The organism is Clostridium sp. LIBA-8841 (genome assembly GCF_057782475.1).
The window spans coordinates 420,025-439,041 of the sequence record NZ_CM173488.1 but is presented as its reverse complement, the minus strand read 5'-3'; the positions used below and the strand labels follow the sequence as shown (position 1 = coordinate 439,041).

At 29.8% G+C, this 19,017-nt stretch carries 18 protein-coding genes; 5 read left to right on the top strand and 13 right to left on the bottom strand.

Annotated features, from left to right (window positions below; translation table 11 throughout):
- Positions 1–39: 39 nt before the first annotated feature.
- The 11 genes from ftsX to AC2A4K_RS01850 all read right to left on the bottom strand — a co-directional run bounded on the left by ftsX (position 40) and on the right by AC2A4K_RS01850 (position 8,873).
- Entirely contained in the window at positions 40–948 is a 909-nt protein-coding gene (gene ftsX / locus AC2A4K_RS01900) for a permease-like cell division protein FtsX (protein ID WP_322504664.1), read from the bottom strand.
- Complete coding sequence (ftsE, locus tag AC2A4K_RS01895) at positions 938–1,624, bottom strand: cell division ATP-binding protein FtsE (protein WP_322504665.1); 687 nt, start codon at positions 1,622–1,624, stop codon at positions 938–940. Before ftsE ends, ftsX begins: the two co-directional genes overlap by 11 nt.
- Positions 1,625–1,832: 208 nt before the next feature.
- The gene (locus tag AC2A4K_RS01890; RefSeq protein ID WP_322504666.1) at positions 1,833–2,690 is read right to left on the bottom strand and encodes a YitT family protein; all 858 of its coding nucleotides are present in this window, start codon (positions 2,688–2,690) and stop codon (positions 1,833–1,835) included.
- A gap of 208 nt (positions 2,691–2,898) precedes the next feature.
- The gene (locus AC2A4K_RS01885) at positions 2,899–3,843 is read right to left on the bottom strand and encodes a transketolase family protein (protein ID WP_322504667.1); all 945 of its coding nucleotides are present in this window, start codon (positions 3,841–3,843) and stop codon (positions 2,899–2,901) included.
- A complete protein-coding gene (locus tag AC2A4K_RS01880; protein ID WP_416173361.1) occupies positions 3,843–4,667 on the bottom strand; it encodes a transketolase in 825 nt (274 codons plus the stop codon). The genes AC2A4K_RS01885 and AC2A4K_RS01880 overlap by 1 nt, the downstream gene beginning before the upstream one ends.
- 447 nt (positions 4,668–5,114) lie before the next feature.
- Entirely contained in the window at positions 5,115–5,468 is a 354-nt protein-coding gene (locus AC2A4K_RS01875) for a type II toxin-antitoxin system PemK/MazF family toxin (protein WP_003458025.1), read from the bottom strand.
- A gap of 5 nt (positions 5,469–5,473) precedes the next feature.
- Entirely contained in the window at positions 5,474–5,716 is a 243-nt protein-coding gene (locus tag AC2A4K_RS01870) for a hypothetical protein (protein ID WP_322504668.1), read from the bottom strand.
- Positions 5,717–5,974: 258 nt separating this feature from the next.
- Positions 5,975–6,568 carry a germination lipoprotein GerS-related protein gene (locus AC2A4K_RS01865; RefSeq protein ID WP_322504669.1) on the bottom strand — a complete coding sequence of 198 codons (594 nt, stop codon included), beginning with the start codon at positions 6,566–6,568 and terminating at the stop codon, positions 5,975–5,977.
- A 60-nt stretch (positions 6,569–6,628) separates the two neighbouring features.
- Complete coding sequence (locus AC2A4K_RS01860; protein WP_322504670.1) at positions 6,629–8,128, bottom strand: NAD(P)H-hydrate dehydratase; 1,500 nt, start codon at positions 8,126–8,128, stop codon at positions 6,629–6,631.
- Positions 8,115–8,516, bottom strand: coding sequence for a holo-ACP synthase (acpS, locus tag AC2A4K_RS01855; protein ID WP_322504671.1), 402 nt, complete (start codon positions 8,514–8,516; stop codon positions 8,115–8,117). Before acpS ends, AC2A4K_RS01860 begins: the two co-directional genes overlap by 14 nt.
- A 51-nt stretch (positions 8,517–8,567) precedes the next feature.
- Positions 8,568–8,873 (bottom strand): DUF6514 family protein, encoded by a 306-nt coding sequence (locus AC2A4K_RS01850; protein ID WP_322504672.1) that lies wholly within the window; start codon positions 8,871–8,873, stop codon positions 8,568–8,570.
- Between the two features lie 368 nt (positions 8,874–9,241).
- Here AC2A4K_RS01850 and AC2A4K_RS01845 point away from each other — a divergent pair, with 368 nt between their 5' ends.
- Both AC2A4K_RS01845 and AC2A4K_RS01840 read left to right on the top strand, forming a co-directional pair.
- Positions 9,242–12,667 carry an endo-beta-N-acetylglucosaminidase gene (locus AC2A4K_RS01845; RefSeq protein ID WP_322504673.1) on the top strand — a complete coding sequence of 1,142 codons (3,426 nt, stop codon included), beginning with the start codon at positions 9,242–9,244 and terminating at the stop codon, positions 12,665–12,667.
- 486 nt (positions 12,668–13,153) lie between these two features.
- Positions 13,154–14,353 (top strand): FprA family A-type flavoprotein, encoded by a 1,200-nt coding sequence (locus AC2A4K_RS01840; RefSeq protein WP_322504674.1) that lies wholly within the window; start codon positions 13,154–13,156, stop codon positions 14,351–14,353.
- 78 nt (positions 14,354–14,431) lie between these two features.
- Here AC2A4K_RS01840 and AC2A4K_RS01835 read toward each other — a convergent pair whose 3' ends face one another.
- Positions 14,432–14,776: a single-stranded DNA-binding protein gene (locus AC2A4K_RS01835; protein ID WP_322504675.1), complete on the bottom strand. Its 345-nt coding sequence runs from the start codon at positions 14,774–14,776 to the stop codon at positions 14,432–14,434.
- A 153-nt stretch (positions 14,777–14,929) separates the two neighbouring features.
- On the opposite strand from AC2A4K_RS01835, the gene galE reads away from it, so the two are divergent.
- On the top strand, positions 14,930–15,916 hold the full coding sequence (gene galE, locus AC2A4K_RS01830; RefSeq protein WP_322504676.1) for a UDP-glucose 4-epimerase GalE: 987 nt from the start codon (positions 14,930–14,932) through the stop codon (positions 15,914–15,916).
- A gap of 56 nt (positions 15,917–15,972) precedes the next feature.
- Here the strand turns inward: galE and AC2A4K_RS01825 are convergent, their stop codons facing one another.
- Entirely contained in the window at positions 15,973–16,824 is an 852-nt protein-coding gene (locus AC2A4K_RS01825) for a YihY/virulence factor BrkB family protein (protein ID WP_322504677.1), read from the bottom strand.
- Positions 16,825–17,002: 178 nt separating this feature from the next.
- On the opposite strand from AC2A4K_RS01825, the gene AC2A4K_RS01820 reads away from it, so the two are divergent.
- Positions 17,003–18,022, top strand: a complete 1,020-nt coding sequence (locus AC2A4K_RS01820) for an LCP family protein (RefSeq protein WP_322504706.1) — start codon at positions 17,003–17,005, stop codon at positions 18,020–18,022.
- Between the two features lie 110 nt (positions 18,023–18,132).
- Complete coding sequence (locus tag AC2A4K_RS01815) at positions 18,133–19,008, top strand: aldose 1-epimerase family protein (RefSeq protein ID WP_322504678.1); 876 nt, start codon at positions 18,133–18,135, stop codon at positions 19,006–19,008.
- The last annotated feature ends 9 nt before the right edge of the window (positions 19,009–19,017 follow it).

Sequence of the window (19,017 nt, the reverse complement as noted above, 5' to 3'; positions counted from 1 at the left end):
GTTTACGTATTTTAAGCTTTTTATATTCTATATTAAATATTAAACGTCTAAGAATTTTCTTAAAGCTATTATACTACCTACTGCACCGATAACAATACCAGCTAGTATGAACTGCCATGACATTGTTGTTAATACATACATTGGTGGTACAAATTGAGGCATATATAATGATGATGCTGAGACAACTTTTCCGTACAATAAGTTATATCCAGCAAATAATAAAAGCGTTGATAAAATACCACCAACAAGTCCTATTATAACCCCTTCAATTACGAAAGGCCATCTTATGAACCAGTCAGTTGCACCAACAAACTTCATTATTCCAACTTCTCTTCTTCTTGAGTAAACAGTTATCTTTATTGTATTTACTATTAAGAATAGTGATACACCTACGAATACTATACCTAAAACTAATCCAACTGTATTAATAACTTTTACAAATGAGTTTATAGTTCCTATAAGCTCTTCATCGTTACCTACATCTTCAACCCCATCCATATATTTATCATTAGTTTTCATAGCGCTTTCAACGCTACTAGCTACATCTGTATTTTCTAATCTTACTATGTATGAAGCTGGTAATGGGTTGTTTTCTTTGCTATATCCAGCTAATATTTCTTTATTGTAATCACTTGAACCTTCCATCTTAGCAAATGCTTGATCTTTAGATTCAAATACTACTTCTTTAACACCTTGGACAGTTTTGATTTTTGCCTCTATAGCTGCCTTTTGGTCTTGAGTTACATCATCTTTAAGGAAAACATTAATCTCAACCTTATCTTGAACATTTGTTACACCATTTTTAACATTTAAAGCAGTTAATAAAAATGCTCCAAATATAAATAATGTAGTAAGAACAGTTGCTATAGATGCTATACTTATTGTTCTATTTCTTTTTAAACTTTTGAAAGCATCTGATATGAAATATCCTATAGTACTAAACTTCATATTCATATCCTCCTTTCTGAACATCACTAACTACTTCACCTTTATCTATAGCTATAACCCTCTTTTTCATTGAGTTAACTATTTCTTTAGCATGAGTAGCCATAACTACTGTTGTGCCGGCCTTGTTTATGTCATCTATTAATTCCATAATCTCTTTAGCTGTATCTGGGTCTAAGTTTCCTGTTGGTTCGTCAGCTATTAAAACCTTAGGATTATTAACTATAGCTCTTGCTATTGAAACCCTTTGTTGCTCTCCTCCTGATAACTCATTTGGGAACATTTTATATTTATTAGATAATCCAACTAGTGATAATACCATTGGAACTCTTTTTCTTATTTCTTTTGGTGTAGCCCCTACTACTCTCATTGCGAAAGCAACATTTTCATAAACGTTAAGAGTTGGTATTAATCTGAAATCTTGGAATACCATCCCTATTTTTCTTCTGTGATAAGGTATTTGTCTTCTCTTTATTTGAGATAAATCCTCGTCCCCCATAACTATGTTTCCTGTTGTCGGCTCAACTTCCTTTAACAACATTTTAATAAAAGTTGATTTACCAGCACCACTAGGCCCTACTAAGAATACAAAATCACCCTTGTCTATGTTTATATTAACATTTGCCAACGCTTTTACATTCTTATTATAGACCTTGCTAACATTCTTAAATTCTATCATTGTTAACACTCCTTAATAACTTTTTCTAACTCAACAAAACAATTTTCTAAACTTAAGTTTAGACAAAATATATATATAAATTTACCCGATTGCTATCAACACTAATCTATTTTACTATTTTACTCTATTTTTCTACATTAATCTACTTAATTTTTGTTAAAATTTTATGTGTTAATGTAAAACAGCTTAATTATATCATAACAAACATCTATATTTCTACTAACTCAAGGAAACCTTCCCCGAATACCTCTTTAGCATCATTTACTGTTATAAATGCTTTTGGGTCTATTTCTTTTATCTTTTTCTTTAAACTTATAAATTGTCTTCTATTTACAACTGCATAAAGTATAGTTACAGTTTTTTTTGAATATGCTCCTGTTCCCTCTATTTTAGTACATCCTCTATCAATTTCCTTCATTATTACCTGGGAAATTTCTTCACTTTTTTCACTTATTATTAAAAGTTGTTTGCAAGAATTAAAACCTTCTATTATTTTGTCGATTAATGTTCCCATTATGAAAACACCAATTAACCCAAATAAAGCTTTATCAACTCCAAATACTAAAAGAGCACATACAACTACAACACAGTCAGCACATAGAAGTGATTTACCAATATCAATGTGTAAATACTTATTTAATATTTTAGCCACAATAGCAGTTCCACCAGTTGATGAGTTTTGGCTAAAAACTAATGCTATTCCAAAAGCTGCTACCACACTACCAAATATAGTAGCTAAAAGCATATTCTCTGTTACCGCAAAAGTTGGTAAAAAACTTTCTATTAAACTTATTGTTATTGATAATCCAAAAGCGGCATATATACTACGTCCTCCAAAGTTTCCACCAATAAGCCAAAATGCTAATGCAAAAAGTATTACGTTGGCAATATTCATGAACATACCTTGTGACATTCCAGTCACTTTATTTATAACTAATGCTAATCCTGATACTCCACCAGCGGCAATATCATTAGGATAATAAAAGTATTCTAATGATACAGCTAAAAGAATTACCCCTACAGTAATTATTCCATACTCCTTTAATGTCTTCATACTAATCTTCATTTTAAAGACCCCCTTTTTAAATAAATTTATATTTAATTTGTTCTCCCCATTTTAAATTAAGCATTAACTTATTACTCTCAATCTCTAATATTACCATTAATATTCATATTATGGCAATTAATTTCAATTCAATGCTATTTTATATTCTTATATAAAATAAAAAACAGCATGAGAAAAATTACTCATGCTGCATACTTACTATTTAAGATTATCTTTTTAAGCTTATTGCTTTTTTAGCAGCTTTAACTGCTTCCTCTGAAGTTAATCCGTAAGCTTTTAATAATTCGTCTGGTTTACCACTTTCTCCGAATGTATCTTTAACACCAACTCTAACTACTGGTACTGGATATTCTCCTCCAACAACCTCAGCTACAGCTGATCCTAATCCACCAATTATATTATGCTCTTCTAATGTAACTAGTGCTCCAGTTTCCTTAGCAGCTTTTAATATAAGCTCTGAATCTATTGGTTTAATAGTATGTATGTTTATTAATCTAGCATTTATGCCTTCTTTAGCTAAAGCTTCAACAGCTTCTATAGCTACATCAACCATTATACCTGTAGCAAATAATGTTACATCATTACCTTCTTTTAATTCTATACCTTTTCCAATTTCAAATTTGTAATCAGGTCTATCATTTATTACGTTAACTCCAGCTCTTCCTAATCTTACATAGCAAGGTCCGTTATACTCTGCAATTGCTCTTATTACAGCTTCTGTTTCAACAGCATCTGATGGGCATATTACTGTCATATTTGGTATACTTCTCATTAATGATAAGTCTTCTATAGCTTGATGTGATGCTCCATCTTCACCAACTGTTAATCCAGCATGAGTAGCACATATTTTTACATTTAATCTTGGGTAACATATTGAGTTTCTTATTTGCTCAAATGCTCTTCCAGCAGCAAACATAGCAAATGTACTAGCAAATGGAATTTTTCCACAAGTTGATAAACCTGCTGCTACTGACATCATATTTCCTTCTGCAATACCCATATTTATAAATCTTTCTGGGCATGCTTTTTTGAAATCAGCTGTTTTAGTTGATTTTGAAAGGTCTGCATCTAAAACTACTATGTTCTCATTCTCGTTAGCTAAAGCAGCTAATGCTTTTCCGTATGCTTCTCTAGTTGCTATTTTCTTTGCCATTAGTTGTCCCCTCCGATCTCTTCTATAGCTTGCTCACATTGCTCTTTAGTAGGAGCTGTTCCATGCCAAGCTGCCTCATTTTCCATGAATGAAACACCTTTACCTTTTACGGTATTACAAACTATGCAAGTTGGTGCTCCTTTTGTACTCTTAGCTTTTTGTATAGCATTTATTATTTCTTCATAGTCATGTCCATTTATAACTATTACATTCCATCCGAAAGCTTCGAATTTCTTGTCTATTGGACAAGGACTCATTACTTCTTTAATATCTCCATCTATTTGTAATCCATTAAAGTCAACGAAAGCTGTTAAATTATCTAGTCTGTAGTGAGCTGCTGACATAGCTGCTTCCCAAACTTGACCTTCTTCTAACTCGCCATCTCCTAAAATAGTGAATACTCTGTAATCTTTGTTGTCTAATTTACCAGCTAAAGCCATACCTACAGCTGCTGATATACCTTGACCTAAAGAACCAGTTGACATGTCGATTCCTGGTAAGTCGTTCATATTTGGATGTCCTTGAAGGTTTGAACCAAATTTTCTTAATGTTGTTAATTCTGCTGGATCAAAATATCCTCTTCTTGCTAAAGCACTATATAATACTGGTGCTGCATGTCCTTTTGATAGAACGAATCTATCTCTATTTGGGTCTTTTGGATTTTTTGGATCAATATTCATTTCATCAAAGTATAAAACTGTTACTATATCTGCGATTGATAAAGATCCACCTGGATGTCCTGATGCTGACTCAGTAAGCATAGTTACTATGTCTTTTCTTATAACCTTAGACATGCTTTTTAACTCTTGTATCTTGTTGCTCATAATGACCTCCTGTACATTTATGTAAACTTTTTTTTAAAATATTGTTTTACCTTTTTGCCAAGTTCATTCTATCACAAAAAATTAATTTTTCATATAGGATTTTTTTATTTATGCTAATCTTTTTCCCTAAATCACATCCATTAAGTATATCTTAATACCTAATTAGACTACTCTATTACTCTCTGATTTTAATAGCTTAAAGCTGTTTTTCTTAGTTTAAAGTCCATAATAGTATATCCTGGATAAAATTTTTTATGAAAAAGTTTTAAATAGAGTATCACATTTATAGCTTTAATACTATACAAAAGGTTATATCGATTACATTTATTTATTTTTTTAAATTATTTTTCTTATGCATTAAAAAATAATAAAAATCTTCTTTTTAATAGCTTTTTCAAAAAAAATTAAGGCTATGATTAAAAATTTAATCATAGCCTGACTTATCTTTTACTGTAAATTTAAACTTATCAATAGAGATTTATTAACTTTTTTCATATCATCTTCTGTCATATGTCCAATTTTTTCTTTTAATCTCTTCTTATCAAGAGTTCTTATTTGTTCTAAAAGAACAACTGAATCTCTATTTAATCCATATTCCTCAGAAGAAATCTCTACATGTGTAGGTAATTTTGCTTTATTTATTTGAGAAGTTATAGCCGCAACAATTACAGTTGGACTATATCTATTTCCTATATCATTTTGTATTATTATAACCGGTCTTATTCCACCTTGCTCTGATCCAACAACTGGGCTAAGATCAGCATAAAATATATCCCCTCTTTTTACATTTAAACTAGCCATTTATATCACACTCCGCAAAGCCATGTCTCATATTCTATTTGATCAAAGTATTCTACAGAAGTTCCTTCCTCAGCATATTGTGAATTTATTAAAGCCATAGCTTTATATCCTTCCTTCATTGCTTCATAAAAGTCATCTTCTTTTTTGTCCTCACTATATGTTATTAGCTTTTGTCCTTTTAATTGACTAAAATTCTCAATTTTTTTTTGTTTTTTTAAATTTTGTTTATTGATCTTTGATACTGACATGAACACCACTCCTAAATATAAAAAGAGTTCTAAAATTATGTATAAATTATATTACAAAATATGCCACCTTGTCAAAGATTTCGTCCTAAGCAAATGATATTTTTTGACATAATATTTACTTTTTAATTTGTTTTTTCCTATTTTATCCTCATTAAATATATTAAATATGTAAAATAACAATTCCTAATACTAATTTTCTATAAATAAATTAAATAAATACTGTGGTTGTTCAAATTTAAAACAACCACAAAAATAAATTTAATTTTTAACCTTACTAAAGTTGTTAAACCTTATAGAAACACTTTCTGAATCCTCTCTTCCGTAAATTATAGCCTCCTTGGGAACCTTTTTATTAGCATCTATAATAATTACTTCCCTTGCAAAATTCTCATTTCCATTTAAATCTTTAAGCTCTAATATTACTTCAGACTTCTCATTTTCATCATTCCATCTATAAGTAAAATTATGTTCTTCATTACATAAATTTTTTAATTCATTTATAAACATGAATCTATAAAACTGGTCATAATCCTTTCCAACTTCATAAGTCTTTTCATCTTTAAAGTAGTTTATTATTATTTTATCTTCTTTAAATAATTGTTCTCTATCATCTAAAACAATCTTTGTCCCAACTTCTTCATCATAATAAATTCTACCTTTTTCTTGGAACTGTCCTCTAGAATTTTTAACATCATATGTTACTTCTGTCTCATAAGACTCTATAGAAAACATATCTTCTAGTATATCTTCTGGTTTTAAATTATAAGTTTTTTGATAGATAGCTAGTCCACCTATAACTCCTAAGATTATAACTAATAGTATTATGAGTATGGTATTCCATTTGCCTCTCATGAAAATCCTCCTATTGAAACCTTATACCTTACATACTATTAATTAGTAATCTTATTTATTCTAAAAGCTAATTAATTCTTTTATTTTATTAGGAATATTCTTTATAATTTCCATAGCACTTACTGTGAAATTTTCCTTTGATAACTCTTCACCTATGTATCCATGTATATATGCTCCTAAAACAGCCGCATCAAAAACATCCAATCCTTGAGATATTAAGGAAGTAATAATTCCTGTTAAGGTATCCCCCATTCCACCTGATGACATAGCACTATTTCCAGTAGGATTTATAAATACCCTTTCACCATCTGTTATTACAGTGTTATATCCCTTTAATAAAACTATAATTCCATTTTCTTTTGCACATCTCTTAGCAATATCTATTCTGTTTTTCTCGACATCCTTAATTTCTATTCCTAGTAATCTTGCCATTTCACCTGGATGTGGGGTTATAACTATGTTTCCTTTATATTTTTTTAAAAGTGATTTTTCTCTACTTAATACATTTATTCCATCAGCATCTATAACAAGATTCCCATTATAAAATTCTGATATCTCTTTTAATTTATGGAAGGTAGTATCATTATTCCCCATACCCGGTCCAATAGCAACCACATTAGCGCCAATAAGTAAATCATTATAATCTTCTAAAGTATTATATTTACCTGTCATTCCTTCGTTTAACTTAATAGATAATTCACATTGAACATCTTCATGGGTTAATACTGTAACTAATCCAGCTCCAGTTTTTATTGTAGCTTTTCCTGTCATATAAGCAGCTCCAACAAACCCTTTATGCCCAGCAAATATCAAACACTTACCATATGTACCTTTATGTCCAAATTTATCTCTATAAGGAAACTTACTCCTTACATATTCTATATCTGTAAATCTAATGTTATCTGAATTTTTATCAATTATAACTTTAGGAATTCCTATATCTACAATTTTTAAATTTCCTACATACTCAAAACTCTTGTAATTTAAAAATCCCCTTTTATAAACCTGAAAGCTTATTGTCTCATTAGCCTTAATAGCTATTCCTAAAACTTCTCCAGTATCTGCATTAATACCTGATGGCACATCTATTGAAACAATAAAATTACTATTTTCATTTATGCATTTTATAGTTTCAAGGTATATTCCTGAAATGTTCTTATTAAGTCCAGTTCCAAATATACCATCAATAACAACATCACTATTTACTATGTTCTTTCTTAACTCTTCTATATTTTTTAATTCAGATATATCATTTATATGACATCCTAACTTTTCTAATATAGTAAGATTTGTTTTATAATCTTCAGATCCATGCTTTTCTTTTTCTAATATATGTACGTAAACTTTTTTACTCTTATTTAACAGATGTCTTGCAATACCTAAAGCATCACCACCATTATTACCTCTTCCAGAAATAATAGTAAAACTTTCTTTAGTTAAATCTATATTTTCTAAAAATTTAATTATGGCATTTTCCATTAAAACTATACTTGGCATATTAAATGCCTCAATATATTCTCTATCCATATTTCTTATACTATTAGAGCTATAAATTTCCATAATACTCACCTTCCAATACAGCATACGCAATAGCACTACTATTATTATGAGAAATACTTAAATGTACCTTTAGTGATTTATTATTTCCAACTAGCTCATTTCCTATCACCATTGCTCCATTATGCAAAGTAACTTCTGGCTTTCCTAATTCATTTCTAAGAATTTCAATATCTTTAAAAGAGAATCCCCTTATACCAGTCCCTAAAGCTTTACTAACAGCTTCTTTCGCAGCAAAATTTCCAGCTATAACCTCGCTATTCATATTTCTATCATTAAAATAATTTATTTCTTTTTCTGTAAATAACTTATTTATAAAATTCTTATTTTTTTGAATAGCTTCTTTAACTCTTTCTATTTCAATGATGTCAACACCAATACCTATTATCATAGAGATCCTCTCCCTTGTTTAATTAATATTCTACTATCTCCTATGATACTACTACCATCCAAAGTCAGCCACATAATTATCTACATCTTCACCTATAACATCTATTAGATGTATAGGTGAAACTTCATATTTATGTAACTTATCAATTAAACTTTCAACCTTATCCTTGTTAGGAGATATTTTTTCAATAGAATCTCTCTCTATATTGGTTAAAACTTCATCCATAAAATCTTTTCTTTCAACTTCTATGCCATATACCATGTTTCCCTTAAAACAGGTTTCTATTAATCTATAACAAAATTTGTAACACTTATCTTCTAATTTTACTTCTTTACACAAATTTTTTATGACTCTCATCGAATTTCCCCCTCATTTCCCTATGTTATATGCATGTACACATTAATCACCTTTATCTTATCATCTTTATTTGAAAAAACATGTCAAATCATGCATACTCTCCAGAATTTTTTATCGTTCTTTAACGACATAAGTCCCTTCATGAAAACCCAAAATTCATTTTTTTTGTATTTTTCTGAGAATATTTTATTTTTTTTATTTATATTTTTGTGTTTTTTCATAAATTCCTAATAAATTTTATGAAAACGATGTAATAACTGAAATTTATCCACTTTTTATATAATTAGTTATATTTATGAAAATTTATAACTATGTAATAATTCATCTGTAATCGTTATATAAAAAGTTAATATGAGGGGGATTTTTTTATGGCAAACAAACAAAAAATGCGTAAGCGTAGAAGGGCTTTACTTTGTGTTTTTGCAGCATTTGCATTTTCTTTTAACGCATTAGGAAAGGTAACTTACGCAACGCCTAAACAAGACAAAAATATTGTAAACTACGTACAAACTCAAGAAGAGACTTCAAACTCAATTCAGAATCAACCGATCTCATCTTATTGGTATCCAGAAGATTTATTAAAGTGGAGTGCTAGCACTGATAAAGATACAAACTTCAATAAAAGCACAGTTCCATTAGCAAAAAGAGTCGAAAAAGAGAAACTTGACACTATTAATGACACTCAAAACAAAGATGTTAAAGTTGTAGCAATTTCTATAATGAATTCAAACACTAGTGGTAACCCATCACAAGGTTCGAATAAATTTAGTGCTAACACATTCTCTTATTGGCAATACATAGATAAGTTAGTTTACTGGGGTGGCTCAGCTGGTGAAGGATTAATAGTTCCTCCAAGTCCAGATGTTACTGATTCAGCTCATAGAAATGGAGTTCCTGTTTTAGGTACTGTATTCTTCCCTATGACTGCTCATGGTGGAAAAATGGAATGGCTTGATCAATTCCTTCAAAAGGATGCAAATGGTAACTTCCCTATAGTAGATAAATTAATCGAAGTTGCTGAAACATATGGCTTTGATGGATGGTTCATAAATCAAGAGACTGAAGGAACTGAGCAAGAACCTTTAACTCCTGAACACGCACAACTTATGCAAGAATTAATAAAACAATTTAAAGCAAAATCCAATGGAAAACTTGAAATCATGTGGTATGATTCAATGACAAAAGATGGTGAAATGGATTGGCAAAATGCTTTAACTGATAAAAATGAATACTTCCTATTAGATGGAGATAAAAATAAAGTTGCTGATAGTATGTTCTTGAATTTCTGGTGGACATACAACAGTTTAAAAGATAAAGATTTATTAAGAGTATCTAATGAAAAAGCTAAGGACATAGGAATTAATCCTTATGATTTATATGCTGGTATAGATGTTCAAGCAAATGGTTATAAAACTCCACTTAGATGGACTCATTATCAAAGAGAAGATCAAGCTCCATTTACTTCATTAGGATTATATTGCCCAAGCTGGACTTACTTTGATGCTAAGACTCCAGAGGAGTTCCAATATAATGAAAGTAGATTATGGGTTAATGAGCATGGTGACCCATCAAAAGGAACTAACGCTGAAAACCTTGATTGGAGAGGAATCTCAACATACTCTGTTGAAAAGAGTGCTGTAACTACTCTTCCTTTCACAACTAACTTTAATATGGGTAATGGATATGACTTCTATGTTGATGGTGCTAAGGTATCTACTCAAGATTGGAATAATAGAAGTTTAAACGATATAATGCCAACTTATAGATGGGTTATTTCAAATGAAGAAAATAACAATGTAAAAGCTGATATAGATTATACTACTGCTTACTATGGAGGTAACTCAATTAAGCTTTCTGGATACCTAGCTGAGGGTAAATCTTCTACAATAAAACTTTATAGTGCTGATTTAGCTTTACCTGAAGGCGTTCAATTTACAACTACCGCTAAGGCTAATGGAAATACTGTAGATATGAACTTAGTTCTTACATTCCATGATGGTACAGAGGCTACTATTGCTGCCGATAAAAAACTTGGTACTGACTGGACTAAGCTTACTTACGATGTTTCACCATATGTAGGAAAATCAATTAAAACAATTTCTTATAAAGTATCAAGTCCTGTATGTGTTGAAAACTTCTCAGCTAACTTAGGCAACATAACAATTGAAACACCTAACTCAAGTTCTATTGTTAATGTATCTAATACTAATTTAAACGATGTAGACTTTAAGGATGGAATATATGCAGGTGCTAGACTTTCATGGACTCCAGAAGGAAATGCTTCCGTTGTACATCATTACGAAGTTTATAGAGTTATGAAAGATGGCACTAAAGTATTATTAGGTGCAACTCCTAACACAAGCTATTATGTTAGTGATTTAAGAAGAAATGACAAAGAAGCAAACACTACGTTTGAAGTTGTTGCTGTTAACAAAAACTATAATAGAGGAAATGGACAAACAATAAATATGGAATGGCCTGCTTATCCATCTCCAACAGCTTCATTTAAAGTTTCAAACACACTAATAGCACCAGGTCAATCAGTAACATTTACTAATACTAGCTCTGAAGTTACTGAAGAAATTGAATGGAAATTCCCAGGCGCTACAGTTGAGACTAGTACAGAGCAAAATCCAACTGTAACTTATGAAGAAGAAGGAGTTTATCCAGTAATACTTACTGCTAAAAACTCTTCTGGAGAAAATGTTGAAACTAAAACTGAGCTTATAACAGTTACAAATGCTGCAAAGGATGGTTTAGTAAACCTATCACTTAACAAACCTGCTACAGCATCAAGTTTTGTTAATGAAAACGAGTCACCTAAATTTGCTCTAGACGGAGATGTTAAAACTAAGTGGTGTGCTGTTGGCTCTGCTCCACATACATTAACTATAGATTTAGGGGATGTTAAAACTATAGGTGAATTAGAAATAAGCCATGCTGAAGCTGGTGGAGAAAGTAGCGGTATGAATACTAGAGCTTACTCTCTTGAAGTTAGTAACGACGGTGAAAACTTCACTCCTGTATTAAATGTAAATGATAATACAAAGGCTGTAAGTAATGATGCCTTCCCTGTTACTAAAGCTAGATATGTTAGATTAAATATTATTCAACCTACTCAAGGAGCTGACTCTGCAGCTAGAATATACGAAGTAGCAGTTAAAGGATTAGATGGAGATGTAGCATTACCTCCTGTTTTAAACCCAGATGAACCAAATAAACCTGTTGATCCAGATCAGCCTACTAACCCAGATAAACCTGAAAATCCTGATCAACCTGTTGACCCTGAAAAACCTGTTGATCCTGAAAAGCCAGTTGATCCTGATCAACCTGGTGATTCAGAGAAACCTGAAAATCCTGAAAAACCTGGCGATTCAGAGAAACCTGAAAATCCAGAAGAAAAGCCTGCTGCACCAGCCGATTTAGCTAGTAAAGAAGTTACTCACAATAGTGCTTTATTAAGCTGGAATGCTCCTGAAAAGGCAGAACCAATTCAAGAGTATGTTGTTTATCAAGATGGAAAGGAAATAGGCAGAGTTCCTACTGATAAGACTCCACTTGAATTCTTAGCTAAGGATTTAAATCCTAATACTAAGTATAAGTTCGAAGTATCTTCAATTGATAAAAACGGAAAAGAATCAGATAAGATAACCTTAGAAGTTACTACAAACAAAAAAGATAGCGGCAATCTTCCTAATACTGGTACTCCAATCAGTACAGGTGCTTTAGCTACTGCTGGTGTTGCTATATCAGCTGCTGGTGCTTATCTAACTTTAAAGAAAAAGAAAAAATAATTTTTTTAAATAAGATTTTAGTAAAAATAAAAAAAGAGAAATCATATCCTAGAATTTTAGGATGTGATTTCTTTTTTACTAAATTTCAATTAAAAGTCTGCTATTTTTTATGTAATCTTCTTTGTAATTTTCTGAAAATTCCTAATTATCTTTTAGTTTAAAATTGAGTTAATAATGCTCAATTTCTATTTACTTTTAATACTAAAAGTGTATAATTAATAATATCAAGTAATAAAATTTATTACTTGATATTATTAATTAATTAGAAAAATAAATGTACTTTTTATATTATTTTATCAAAAAAATATTCTGTTATTTGACATAGTAAAATAATTATTGGTAATTCTATATATAATAAGAATTTACTTTTTTAATTAATAGGACTAATATTTTTAGGTTTATGCATAATTTTTAATTTATAAAATATATTACATTTTGAAGGGAGGTAGCTGCATATTATTCTACAAAAAATATGTAGCGTATGTAGTGAAGCACTTAAATATTAAAGACGATTTATTTTGGGTAGGAGCATTAGATCCAAACCTTAGAGTATTTGACATAATAATGTACACACCTTATGGTACAACTTATAATTCATATGTTGTAAAAGGTAGTGAAAAAACAGCAGTTTTTGAAACTGTAAAAGCTGAATTCTTTGATCAATATATATCAAGATTAAAAGACTTAGGTGTTGAGCCTTCAGAAATTGACTACATAGTTGTAAGTCATACTGAACCTGACCATGCTGGTTCTATAGATAAATTATTAGAATTAGCTCCTAATGCTAAAGTAGTAGCATCACCTGTTGCTATTAATTATTTAAAAGAAATAGCAAACAGGGATTTTGAATCAATGCCTGTAAAAGATGGTGATTCAATTTCTTTAGGAAATAAAACTTTAAAATTCATGTCAGTACCATTCTTACATTGGCCTGACACAATCTACACTTATGTAGAAGAAGATAAAACTCTTATCACTTGTGATTCATTTGGAAGTCACTACTCTTGTGAAGAGATGTTTGACGATTTAATTCCAAATGAAGAAGAATATATGGAATCATTAAGATATTATTTTGATTGCATAATGGGACCATTTAAACCATATGTTTTAAAAGCACTTGATAAGATAAAAGATTTAGACATAGAAATTATATGTCCAGGTCATGGTCCAATTTTAAGAGCTAATCCATTTAAAATAGTTAACCTTTATAAAGAATGGAGTACTCCAGCTCCAGCTAATGAAATTAAAAAAGTTTCAATATTCTATGTTTCTGCATATGGATATACTAAACAAATAGCTGAAGAAATAATTGAAGGTATGAAATCAACTGGAAATTTAGAAATAAGCCTATATAATATAATAGAACATGATATGGCAGAATTAGTTGGTGAAGTTGGTTCATCAGATGCTATATTATTTGGTTCTCCAACAATAGTAAATGAACTTCTTGAGCCAGTAAGAGACTTAATGTCAAAACTTAACCCTGTAGTTCACGGTGGAAAAATAGCTGGTGCATTTGGTTCATACGGATGGAGCGGTGAAGCTGTTCCTAGAATTGAAACAAGATTAAAAGAATTAAAAATGAAAATGCCTGTTGAAGGATTAAAAATTAAATTTAAGCCATCAGAAGCAGAGTCACAAGAAGCTTTCAACTTTGGTGTTGAAATCGGAAATGCTTTAAAATAATTCTTAAATTATGATACTTAAATCACAATAAACTAAAAAAGTAGTAAGTAAAATTTACTTACTACTTTTTATTTTATATTAAAAATTATTATCTACTTTGTCATGATTGAAATTAACACACTTAAAATCTTCTACTGAAACCTCTACTATATATCTTCTCTTCCCTTCACTATCCTCAAAATTTCTCGTTATAAGTCTACCACTCACACTTAATAAATCACCTTTTTTTAGATATTTGCAAGCTATTTCGGCCTTTTTCTCCCACATTATTATTGGAATAAAATCCTTTTTTCTTTCTCCTGTAGAAGACTTAAAATTTCTTGATACAGCAATTGTGAACTTCGTATATACTTTTTCTCCACCCTCTACATATCTTAATTCTGGATTCTTTACTAAACGTCCTAATAATACTATTTTATTCATGCAATATTACCTCCTAAAAAATCGTTATCTACCATTTTAACCAAAAAAGTAAAATATATTCATATTTTATAGGAAAATCTATTTATTTTAGTAAAACTTTTACTTATAATAGTATATAATAATATTAGAATTATATTTATTGGAGGTATTAACATGGCAATTTTAGTTTGTGGTGGTGCAGGTTATATAGGAAGTCATATGGTTGCAGAACTACTTGAAAATAATAAGGAAGTTGTTATCTTGGACAACTTTGAAAAAGGACATGAAGATGCTATTCTTGGTGGAAAACTTTATAAAGGTGATTTAAGAGATAGAAAAATATTAGATAAGATTTTTACTGAAAACAATATAGAAGCTGTTATTGACTTTGCTGCCTACTCTCTTGTTGGTGAAAGCATGACAGAACCTTTAAAATACTTTAATAACAATGTTTCAGGAACTATAAGTCTATTAGAAGCCATGAGAGATCATAATGTAAAATATATAGTATTCTCTTCAACAGCAGCTACTTATGGGGAACCAGAAAATATTCCTATATTAGAAACTGATAAAAATATTCCAACAAATGCTTATGGAGAGTCTAAGCTTCTTGTTGAAAAGATTTTAAAATGGTGTGATACTTGCTATGGAATAAAATATACTGCCTTAAGATATTTTAATGCAGCTGGAGCTCATATAAACGGAAAGATTGGTGAAGATCACTCACCTGAAACTCACCTAATACCTTTAATATTACAAGTTGCTTTAGGAAAAAGAGACAAGATAATGATGTTTGGAGACGATTATAATACTAAGGATGGTACTTGTGTAAGAGACTATATACATGTATCAGATTTAGCATCAGCTCACTCACTAGCATTAGAGAGATTAATGAATGGCGGAGAAAGTAGAATATATAATCTTGGTAATGGTACAGGATTTACTGTAAAAGAGGTTGTGGAGGTTGCTAGAAAAGTAACTGGTCATCCAATTCCTGCTGAGGTAGCACCTAGAAGAGCTGGAGATCCAGCAACATTAATAGCATCATCAGATAAAGCTATTGAAGAATTAAACTGGAAACCAAAATTCAATTCATTAGAAACAATAATTGAAACAGCTTGGAACTGGCATAAAGATCATCCAAATGGTTATGAAAAATAATAAATTTAATTAATATAAAAAGAGGCTTTGAATTATAGTTCAAAGCCTCTTTTATATTACAAATCACCTAGTTTACCTTTCTCAGCTAAAACAGCATTTATTTCTCCACCTAGTATTAAAATCATTGAAGTTATAAACAGCCATGTCATAAACATAAATACAGCCCCTAAGCTTCCATACAACCTAGAATAATTACTAAAGTTATTAACATAATATGCAAATATATATGAAACTACTATCCACCCTATTGTTGTAGCAGCTGCTCCTGGAATTACTTCTAACCATCCTAGTCTTACACAAGGAGTGGCATTATATAAAAACATAAAAAATAATATCATTATTAAAATAACAACTATATACCTTAAGATATTCCATAAAGAATATATAAATTCTGGATGTTCTAATTCTCTTATTAAAAAATCACCTATTACATCTCCAAATACAAATAAAAACAAGGTAGCTATAATAACTAAAGCTAATAAAATTGTATATATAATTGAGAATGCCTTTAACTTTACATATGACCTTGTTTCTTTAACTCCATAAGCTTTATTTAATCCTTTTATTACAGCTTTAAATCCTGAAGAAGATACCCAGATAGCTAATCCAATACTTATCCATAATAATCCTGTTTGTTCTACATCCACTATTTCAATAACAGTATTTTGTATTAAAGTAAAAGCCTCTGTAGGCATTACATTACTTAATAGATTAAGCACAGAATCACTATTTAAATGGCTGAATCCTACCAAAGTCATTAAAAACATTAAAAAAGGAATAAATGATAATACCATATAATAAGCTAATTGAGCCCCTAAGGCAAAAATATCATCATCTCCTATTTTCTTTATAAACATAATAAGAAATATTATAGCTTTTCTCAAAAAACTTTTTGATTTCTTTTTCATACTCTACTCCTTATAATTCATGATAATAAGTATAATTAACTCTAACTATATTAATTATACATATTTATAATACATATGTATAATTAATAAAAATGTAACTTTTTTGTTAATGAATAGGAATAAAATTAAAATAGTTAAATATGTAAAATTTTAAAAAGGGTGAAGGTTGGTGAAATTAATGTCGCAAGGCAAACATACAAAAAACAATAATCCTAATAACAGTAATACACCTAAGAAAAAAAATAAACTTAAAGTGATAATATTGACTCTATTTTTCGTATTACTTGTAAGTATAGGATTAGGTGCTACATATGTATATTCAACATTAAATAAAATGGACATAAAAAAAATAGCTCAAGACGATGATTCTTTAGGTATTGATAAAGATAATAAGGACTTATTCCAAGATGGTATATTAAATATCGCTCTTTTTGGAGTAGATAGTAGAGATCATAATGATGTTGGACGTTCTGATGCAATAATGATAGCTACAATAGATACTAAACATAATAAAATAAAACTTACTTCTCTTATGAGAGATAGTTATGTTGAGGTTGATGGTCATGGAAAAACTAAATTAACACATGCTTATGCTTATGGCGGTCCTACTTTAGCATTAAAAACAATAAATGAAAACTTCGGACTTAATGTAAAAGATTATGTAACTGTTAACTTTGATAACTTAGCTAAGATAATAGATGATATCGGCGGAGTTTCAATCAATATAAAACCTTATGAAGTTAACGAAGTTAATAAATACGTTGAAAATGTTGCACAAATAACTGGCACAGAATATAAACCTGTTCATGAAGGTGAACAAGTATTAAATGGTACTCAAGCTGTTGGATACGCAAGAGTTCGTTATGTCGGTGATGGAGATTATGAAAGAACTGAAAGACAAAGAAATGTTCTTGACGGAATTATAAAGAAACTTTCAACTTTAAAGGTCACTGAATATCCTGAAACAATTAATAAGCTTTTACCTTATGTTGAAACAAACTTAACTCCATCTAAAATACTTAGCGTAGCTACATCAGTGGCTTCAACTGGTATTCCTCCAGTAGAAAATATGCGTTTCCCTCTAGATGGATATTGTAAAGGTGAAATGATTGATGGTGTTTGGTATCTAACATTTGATGAAACAAAAACAAAAGAACAAATACAGAACTACATCTACAAGGATGTTAATCCAAAATAATATGTTAACTAGCTGGAAAATAATCTTAAATGATTGTTTTCTAGCTTTTTTACTATACATAATTAGTGATATAATTATTTTAAAATATACTACTCTGAAAGGATGAGATTATGATTTATACTCTTGAAAACGAACACTTAAAAATCTCTTTAAGTAATCATGGTGGTGAATTACATAGCATAAGAGGGAAAAAAGGTAACACTGAATTTTTATGGTCTGGAGATGAAGCTTATTGGAAATATCATGCCCCAATACTTTTTCCTATAGTTGGTAAAGTATTTAATGGGAAATATATCGTGGATGGAAAAACTTATGAGCTTCCTCAACATGGACTAGCTAGAGTTCGTGATTTTGAAATGATAGAACAAACTAATAATTCAATTTCTTTTGAATTAAATTATTCTGAAGATACATTAAAGGTTTATCCTTTTAAATTTTCACTTATAATAAAATATACTTTAAATGACATAAATCTAAGTATTGATTATATAGTAAAAAATTTAGATGATAAGGAAATGTATTTCTCAATTGGAGCTCATCCAGCATTCATGTGTCCTATTGAAAATGATAACTTTGATGATTACTATTTTGAATTTAACAAAAAAGAAACTGCTAATATTATGCAATTAGTTGGAGCTGGCTATTTTTCTAAAGAAGAAAAACCTTTCTTACAAAACGAAAACATAATTCCACTTTCTTTTGATTTATTTAAAAATGATGCTTTAGTTTTTAAAAACTTAAATTCAGACAAGATTTCATTAAAATCTAAAAAGCATAATAAATACTTAGAATTTGACTTTGGTCAATTCCCTTATTTAGGTCTATGGACAAAAGATACTGGTGCTCCTTTCATCTGTATTGAACCTTGGTTTGGACATGCAGATTTTGATGGATTCACTGGTGAATTTAAAGATAAGGCTGCAATTGAATCACTTTTACCTGGAAAAGAATTTACTTGTAATTATAATATTTCTTTCTTTGAATAAACAAAAAAA

Coding starts and splice junctions, on each gene's coding strand:
- ftsX (WP_322504664.1), bottom strand. CDS start 948: ATGAAGTTTAGTACTATAGGATATTTCATATCAGATGCTTTCAAAAGT.
- ftsE (WP_322504665.1), bottom strand. CDS start 1,624: ATGATAGAATTTAAGAATGTTAGCAAGGTCTATAATAAGAATGTAAAA.
- AC2A4K_RS01890 (WP_322504666.1), bottom strand. CDS start 2,690: ATGAAGATTAGTATGAAGACATTAAAGGAGTATGGAATAATTACTGTA.
- AC2A4K_RS01885 (WP_322504667.1), bottom strand. CDS start 3,843: ATGGCAAAGAAAATAGCAACTAGAGAAGCATACGGAAAAGCATTAGCT.
- AC2A4K_RS01880 (WP_416173361.1), bottom strand. CDS start 4,667: ATGAGCAACAAGATACAAGAGTTAAAAAGCATGTCTAAGGTTATAAGA.
- AC2A4K_RS01875 (WP_003458025.1), bottom strand. CDS start 5,468: ATGGCTAGTTTAAATGTAAAAAGAGGGGATATATTTTATGCTGATCTT.
- AC2A4K_RS01870 (WP_322504668.1), bottom strand. CDS start 5,716: ATGTCAGTATCAAAGATCAATAAACAAAATTTAAAAAAACAAAAAAAA.
- AC2A4K_RS01865 (WP_322504669.1), bottom strand. CDS start 6,568: ATGAGAGGCAAATGGAATACCATACTCATAATACTATTAGTTATAATC.
- AC2A4K_RS01860 (WP_322504670.1), bottom strand. CDS start 8,128: ATGGAAATTTATAGCTCTAATAGTATAAGAAATATGGATAGAGAATAT.
- acpS (WP_322504671.1), bottom strand. CDS start 8,516: ATGATAATAGGTATTGGTGTTGACATCATTGAAATAGAAAGAGTTAAA.
- AC2A4K_RS01850 (WP_322504672.1), bottom strand. CDS start 8,873: ATGAGAGTCATAAAAAATTTGTGTAAAGAAGTAAAATTAGAAGATAAG.
- AC2A4K_RS01845 (WP_322504673.1), top strand. CDS start 9,242: ATGGCAAACAAACAAAAAATGCGTAAGCGTAGAAGGGCTTTACTTTGT.
- AC2A4K_RS01835 (WP_322504675.1), bottom strand. CDS start 14,776: ATGAATAAAATAGTATTATTAGGACGTTTAGTAAAGAATCCAGAATTA.
- galE (WP_322504676.1), top strand. CDS start 14,930: ATGGCAATTTTAGTTTGTGGTGGTGCAGGTTATATAGGAAGTCATATG.
- AC2A4K_RS01825 (WP_322504677.1), bottom strand. CDS start 16,824: ATGAAAAAGAAATCAAAAAGTTTTTTGAGAAAAGCTATAATATTTCTT.
- AC2A4K_RS01820 (WP_322504706.1), top strand. CDS start 17,003: ATGTCGCAAGGCAAACATACAAAAAACAATAATCCTAATAACAGTAAT.
- AC2A4K_RS01815 (WP_322504678.1), top strand. CDS start 18,133: ATGATTTATACTCTTGAAAACGAACACTTAAAAATCTCTTTAAGTAAT.